The sequence below is a fragment of the Deltaproteobacteria bacterium PRO3 genome, assembly GCA_030263375.1.
Taxonomy (GTDB): Bacteria; UBA10199; UBA10199; order DSSB01; family DSSB01; genus DSSB01.
Genome location: SZOV01000137.1, coordinates 1 through 6,357 on the forward strand (window position 1 = coordinate 1; position 6,357 = coordinate 6,357).

A 6,357-nucleotide genomic window follows, 5' to 3' on the forward strand; every position below is an offset into this window, starting at 1 on the left:
TTTTCGACTTCTCCACCGGAGACGCAGGACATCAGCAGGCTGAAGGCGAGCCACATCCCAAAAAACTGCAGCATTCTGATCCTATTTCGTCTACGGGCGGACATAACGAGTTTATCGGTCGAACTCTCGAAGGGTTGTTTCGATAGGAGGCCCTTCAGGACACAAGGGCTAGGGCTCGGAGGTGTTCCACGGAGGCCTTTTCGACTGTCTGAGCGCTCCACACGCGGGGGTCAATCGAGATCAAGCGAGAGGCGGTTTTACGCATCCTCCAATAATCGCGAGTTTCGAAAAGGCCGGAGTGGAACACCTCCGAGCCCCCGCCCGCAACGCGGCATAATCGGGAGGTGTTCGGAGGGAAGGATGTAAAGGGTTGCGGGTGCTTAACGCGGCTACTCTTCCGTAGCCAATTTCGCCTGTTTCGCCCCGAAGACGCGGACCAAGACGATCCCCACTTCGAACAAAACCAAGAGCGGCAAGGCCATGAGGATCTGCGAAAGGACGTCGGGCCCCGGGGTCAGGATGCCGGCCACCAGGAAAATCAGGATCACCGAGTATTTGCGGGCCTTGCCGAGCTGCTTGGCGTTCACCAGCCCCAACTTCCCCAAGACCAGCAGAAAGAGCGGCAGCTCGAAGATCACCCCAAAGGCGATCAGCAGGCGCAGCGCGAAGGAGAGGTAGTCGCTCATCTTCGGATAGAAGACGATGCCCGTGCCCTCGAGGATCCCGACGACGAAACGAAAGCCGGTGGGAAAGACCACGAAGTAGCCGAAGAGGGCGCCGCCCACGAAGAGGGCGCTGGTCGCCAGCGCGATGGGGATCACCCCGCGGCGCTCGTGGTGCTCGAGGCCGTGGCGAAGGAAATTCCAAAAAAAGTAGAAGACGAGGGGCGTTGCCAATAAGAATCCGAAGACCAGGGCCACCTTGAAATAGGCCGCATAGGACTCGAAGGGCGTCGTTGCGATGAAGTGCGAGCCCTCGGGGAGAATTTTGGCCAGGGGGGCCTGTAGCCAGGCATAGATCTTGGGGGAAAAGCCCAAGCAGACCGCCGTCCCCGCCAAGACGGCGAGCAACGACTTGATAAACACCCAGCGGAGTTCCTCGAGGTGCTCGACGAATGTCATGGTCTTGGGCTTCATGAGTCTTTCGGCTTGTCCGGGGAGGAGGGTTCGTCTTTCAGCTCTTTTTCGACGGTGCTCTTCAGGTCGTCGGCGGCGAACTTCAGCTGGCGGAACAGCTTGCCCAACTGGGTCGCCACCCGGGGGATTTCCTTAGGACCCAGGATGATCACCGCCAAGAGCAAGACGATGACGATTTCTCCGCCGCCGAGACCGAACATAAGGTGTACCGCGTCTGAAAATTTTGCAGCCAGTCCATTCCGGCCGCTGCCGCGGTTTGCACCGAAACCGCGTCTCTAGCCCTTAGGTAGCAAGCCCGGGTCCCGATGGGAAGGGCTTTTGCGGGCCCGGCCCTTCCGCTACAATGGGGAGGATTCCCTTGGTTCGGGGCTTAAAAAATCTTAGAATCGCCATCCCTTATGACCAAAGTCGGCATCGTCCACGATCCCCGCTACCAGTCCCACGAAACCGGGGCCATGCACCCGGAGAGTCCCGAGCGCCTGCGCGCCATCGAGCGGATGCTTCAGTCCGAGGGACTGCTTCCCAAGCTGGTCGAGATCGCACCCCGCGCTGCCCGTGCCGAGGACATCTTGCTGGTCCACGACAAAGAGCACTATGACGAGGTCGCCCGTAGCTCCGAACAGGCCGGCGTCTACCTGGACGGCGACACCTTCGCCGGCCCCCGCTCTTTCGAGGCCGCCATGCTCGCCGCCGGCGGCCTCCTCGAGGCGACGGACCGGGTCCTGGAAGGGGAGGTCGAGCGCTCCTTCGCCATGGTCCGTCCGCCCGGCCATCATGCCGAACGCGAATACGCGATGGGCTTCTGCCTCTTCAACAACGTCGGCATCGCCGCCGAGCACCTGGTGCGGCGGCGCCACTTGAAGCGCGTGGCGGTCGTCGACTTCGACGTCCACCACGGCAACGCGACCCAGCACATGTTTTACGACCGGCCCGACGTCTTCTACATCTCGACGCACCGCTATCCCTTCTATCCGGGCACGGGCTCGGCGGACGAGAGGGGGAGCGGGGCGGGGGCGGGCTATACCCTCAACCTCCCGCTGCGTGCCGCCTCCAACGACGAGGACTACCGCCAGGCCTTCGAGACCGGCGTCCTGCCTGCGCTGCGGGCCTACCGGCCCGAGATACTATTGGTGTCGGCGGGCTTCGACGCCCACCGGCGCGACCCCTTGGGCGGAATGTCCGTGACCGATGCCGGATTTCGTTATATGGCGGAGGCCCTGGAAAAGGTCGCGGAGGATTGCTGCCAGGGCCGCACGGTCTATGTCCTCGAAGGGGGCTACGACCTGGAGGGCCTGGCGGGCGGCGTCCGCGAGGTGTTTAAAGTGTTACTCGAAAAATAATTTACCCTGTACGGAGGTAGACATGGCGCGACCCAGCCTGTATGGCATCGGTCTGGCCCTTGCAGCGGCCTACATCATCGGCGTCGCCGGAACCGCGTGTTCCGCGCCGCAAAATGCATCCCAGCCCAAGCCCAAAGAGGAGAAGAAAATGAGCAAGTCCTTCAGCGAACCCAAGCAGAGCAGCGTCGACCCGGCCAAGCAATACGAGGCCGTCATCGAGACCGATAAGGGGAGCATCCGCGTGAAGCTCTTCGCCAAGGAGGCGCCGCTTTCCGTCACCAATTTCGTCCAGCTGGCCAAGGGCGGCTTCTACGAGGGGCTGACCTTCCACCGCGTCGAGCCGGGCTTCGTCATCCAAGGCGGCGACCCCGACGGGAACGGCACCGGTGGACCGGGCTACACCGTGCCCGCCGAGATCGGCCAGCCCCACCTGAAGGGCGCCCTGGCTTGGGCCCGCACCGGAGACCAGGTCAACCCCGAGCGGCGCTCCAGCGGCTCGCAGTTCTACATCACCCTCGAGGCGACGCCCTTCCTCGACGGCGGCTACACGGTCTTCGGCCAAACCACCGAGGGCATGGACGTCGTCGCGCAGATTCGCAAGGGGGATAAGATCAAGAAGGTCGTGATTGAAGAGAAGTAGGGGCGAACACAAGCTTCGCCCCTACTCTAAGTCTTTCGTAAAAAACTCCGCCCCGCCTCCGCCGCCGGCCGAGCCGGCGCCGGTCGAGGCCACGCCCGTGCCGACGCCCGCGTCGCCCATCTCGGCGTCGCCGCCGCCCTGCACGACTTGGATGGGGGCCTCGTAGACCGAGAGGTCGATCCATTTGGGAATGGTGAAGTCCTTCGTGACGTAGCGCTTGGTGGCCTGCTCCATGTAGAGCAGCCAGATCGGCGCGGCGACGGTGCCGCCGGTCGCGCCACGGCCCAAGCTCTTTATCTTTTCGTCGAAGCCCACCCAGACGCCGGTGACCAAGTCGGGGGTGAAGCCGATGAACCAGGCGTCGGTCTCGCCGTTGGTCGTGCCGGTCTTGCCGCCGGCCGGCTTCTTCAAGGCGAGCACCCGGGTCCCGGTGCCGGCGCGCACGACGTCGCGCAGGATGCTGACCATCGTCATCGCCGTCTTGGGCGTGATGATGTAGCCGGGTGGGATGTAGTCGCCGTACAGGACCTTCTTTTCGTATTCCGTCAGGTTGAGTTGGTCCCCCTTGGTGGCCAGCTCGCCGGCCGCCATCAAGTCGTCCCGAAAGCCCATCTCTTCGATCGACTTTTGGCCGCTGCCCATGGGCATGGTCTCGGGCTGTGTCTCCGCCGAAGCCATGGTCTCGGGCTCGGCGGGCTTCGCGGGTTTGTCTCCCTTGTCGCCTTCCTTGACGGGCTGATAGCTGATCAGGAAGGGCGTGGAAGAGGGCCGGTGCTCCTCGATGACTTTGCCCTTCGGATCGACGATCTTCTGCACGAAATAGGTGTTGGGATGGATGCCGCCGTTGACGAAGGCGCCGTAGGCGGTGGTCAGCTCCTCGAGAAAGACCTCGTTGGAGCCGAGCGCCAGGGAATAATATTTAAAGATCGGCGTGGTGATGCCGAGCTTGCGCATGAAGCCGGCGACGTAATGCGTCCCGATGTCCATCAGGATGCGCACGGTGACGACGTTGCGCGAGTTGACCAGGGCGTTGCGGAACACCGTGGGCCCGTAATACTTCCCGCCGTAGTTCTTGGGCTTCCAGAACTTGCCGGGGGATTCTTCATAGACGATGGGGGAGTCCATGATGACCGTCGAGGGCGTGTAGCCCTTGTCGAGGGCGGCGGCGTAGATCAGGGGCTTGATCGAGGATCCGGGCTGCCGCAGGGCCTGCGTCGCGCGGTTGAACTCGCTCTTGGCGAAGTCCTGGCCGCCGACGATGGCCTTGATGGCCCCGCCGAAGGGTTCGAAGGAGAAGATGGCCGATTGCACCTCGGGGGTCTGGTCGAGGACGAAGGCGCTCGCGGTGGTGACTGCGGAGGCCTTGGCCGTCTTACCGGCGGCCGCGCTCCTCAGCTTGACCTCCACGACGTCGCCGACGGCGGGCTCCCAGGGCTGGGCGCCGCGGGCCGGCGTCTTGGCCCAGGCATAGTCCTCGCGGGAGATGAAGCCGTCCTGCCGCCCCACCCGGATCTTGATCCCGTTGGCCGCGACCCCCGAGACGACCGCGGGATAGCGCCGATCGGGCTCGATGGGGGTGGGCACCGACATCGCGCGCTTGTACTGAGGGTCGGAGAACTGATCGATGTCCTCCTTTTCGCTCAGCAGCTCGATGTGCTGCTTCTTCAAGAAGGCCTCGATCTGAGCCTCGCCGCTCAGGCGCTCGACCGGGCCGCGGTAGCCGAAGCGCTTCGCGTATTGATCGAGTCCGCGCTGGACCGCCCTTTGGGCCTCTTGGTTCATCTCGAGGCTGGCCGTGGTGTAGATCTTCCAGCCGCCCGTGTAGAGCTCGTTGCCGTACTTCTTTTGCAGGGCGCGGCGGACGTGCTCGACGAAGTAGGGGGCGTACTTCTTGTTGAAGTCCTTGTCGGTACCGGCCTCGTAGATCTTCATGGGAAAGGCCTTCGCTTCCTTGGCCTGGTCGGCGGTGAGGTAGCCCTCTTCGCGCATGCGGTCGATGACGTAGTGCTGGCGCTGGACGGCGCGGGTCGGATTGACCAAGGGGTTGAACAGGGAAGGGGCCTTGGCGAGACCGACGATCATCGCGATCTCGGCGACGTTGAGGTCCTCGAGGTTTTTGTGGAAGTAGTTGCGCGCGGCGGCGGCGACGCCGTAGGCGCGGTTTCCGAAGAAGGTCTGGTTGAGATAGATGTAAAGGATTTGATCCTTGGTCAGGTTGCGCTCGATCTTGGTGGCGAGGATGGCCTCTTTGATCTTCCGGTCGTAGGTGCGCTCGGGCGAGAGAAGCAGGGCCTTGGTCACCTGTTGGGTGATGGTCGAGGCGCCCTGCACGACGTGTCCCGCCTGCAGGTTGGTCCAGAAGGCGCGGGCGATGCCGTAGGGATCGACGCCGGAGTGCTGGAAGAACCGGTCGTCCTCGCTGGCCACGAAGCCCTCGATCATCTTCTTGGGAATCTTCTCGATGGGGGTCAGGATGCGGGCCTCGGTCCAGAATTCGCCGATCTTCTTGCCCGAGTCGTCGAAGACCTCGGCCATGACGGGCGGCCGGTAGTCCTCGATCTTGTCGAGCTTCGGGAGGTCCTTCGAGATGTGCAGGTAGAAGGCGTAACCGCCGATGCCGACGAGGGCGATGCCGACGACGCCGGCGATCGCGACCCATTTAAAGAACTTGAGCACGCGGGAGAAGAAGGATTTTTTCATACCGTTGGAGGACTTAGCCATAATGGTGGGAACCCAGGATTTGCGGTGGCCTAACATGCCGACCCTGGGCCCGCAATAGGAATAACGCGGTTCGGCCCGCCAGGGGTCGGGGAAGATTGGACTTTTTATTCGCTTGACCCGGAAGAGGGCCCCCTTTACAAAAATTCCTCCCTGGAAAGCATCCGCAACGTTTTTTATCATCTCGGATCACCCGCGTCGGCGGCGGTTTGAAGAAACCCCGTCGCCCGGGTGGAAGACCGTCAAGGAGTCGGACCCTATGAAACGCTATCTCTCCAGTTTATTCCTGTTGGGCGCCCTGGTGGCCCTCGGCGGAACGGCCTGCAAAAAGGCCGAAAAAGAGGCCCCCGCGCCCGCGGCGACCGATACCAAGAGCCTGGCGCCCGGAGCGGGCGCGGAAGGCGCGGCCGCCCCGGAGGCCCCGGTGCCTCCACCCCCGCCGCCACCACCGCCTCCTCCGCCCCCGCCGCCTCCGGCAGGCGATAGCGGGATGGCGCCTCCGCCTCCGGCCGCTCCAAGCGCA

Annotated in this window: 6 protein-coding genes; 3 read left to right on the forward strand and 3 right to left on the reverse strand. The window is 63.3% G+C overall.

Annotated elements, in window-relative coordinates; translation table 11 throughout:
- Window positions 1-389 precede the first annotated feature (389 nt).
- The gene (tatC, locus tag FBR05_14235) at window positions 390-1,136 is read right to left on the reverse strand and encodes a twin-arginine translocase subunit TatC (protein ID MDL1873335.1); all 747 of its coding nucleotides are present in this window, start codon (window positions 1,134-1,136) and stop codon (window positions 390-392) included.
- The gene (locus tag FBR05_14240) at window positions 1,133-1,336 is read right to left on the reverse strand and encodes a hypothetical protein (protein MDL1873336.1); all 204 of its coding nucleotides are present in this window, start codon (window positions 1,334-1,336) and stop codon (window positions 1,133-1,135) included. Before FBR05_14240 ends, tatC begins: the two co-directional genes overlap by 4 nt.
- 198 nt (window positions 1,337-1,534) lie before the next feature.
- Here FBR05_14240 and FBR05_14245 point away from each other — a divergent pair, with 198 nt between their 5' ends.
- Both FBR05_14245 and FBR05_14250 read left to right on the forward strand, forming a co-directional pair.
- Window positions 1,535-2,476 carry a histone deacetylase gene (locus tag FBR05_14245; protein MDL1873337.1) on the forward strand — a complete coding sequence of 314 codons (942 nt, stop codon included), beginning with the start codon at window positions 1,535-1,537 and terminating at the stop codon, window positions 2,474-2,476.
- Between the two features lie 148 nt (window positions 2,477-2,624).
- Window positions 2,625-3,116, forward strand: coding sequence for a peptidylprolyl isomerase (locus FBR05_14250; protein ID MDL1873338.1), 492 nt, complete (start codon window positions 2,625-2,627; stop codon window positions 3,114-3,116).
- Window positions 3,117-3,137: 21 nt separating this feature from the next.
- On the opposite strand, the gene FBR05_14255 is transcribed toward FBR05_14250, so the two are convergent.
- Window positions 3,138-6,017: a PBP1A family penicillin-binding protein gene (locus FBR05_14255; GenBank protein MDL1873339.1), complete on the reverse strand. Its 2,880-nt coding sequence runs from the start codon at window positions 6,015-6,017 to the stop codon at window positions 3,138-3,140.
- 76 nt (window positions 6,018-6,093) lie between these two features.
- Here FBR05_14255 and FBR05_14260 point away from each other — a divergent pair.
- On the forward strand, window positions 6,094-6,357 hold a 264-nt coding region (locus FBR05_14260), incomplete at its 3' end, for a hypothetical protein (GenBank protein MDL1873340.1).

Excerpts from the sequence above, each read along its gene's own strand:
- FBR05_14250 (MDL1873338.1), top strand. The coding sequence starts at position 2,625 with ATGAGCAAGTCCTTCAGCGAACCCAAGCAGAGCAGCGTCGACCCGGCC.
- FBR05_14245 (MDL1873337.1), top strand. The coding sequence starts at position 1,535 with ATGACCAAAGTCGGCATCGTCCACGATCCCCGCTACCAGTCCCACGAA.
- FBR05_14240 (MDL1873336.1), bottom strand. The coding sequence starts at position 1,336 with ATGTTCGGTCTCGGCGGCGGAGAAATCGTCATCGTCTTGCTCTTGGCG.
- tatC (MDL1873335.1), bottom strand. The coding sequence starts at position 1,136 with ATGAAGCCCAAGACCATGACATTCGTCGAGCACCTCGAGGAACTCCGC.
- FBR05_14255 (MDL1873339.1), bottom strand. The coding sequence starts at position 6,017 with ATGATAAAAAACGTTGCGGATGCTTTCCAGGGAGGAATTTTTGTAAAG.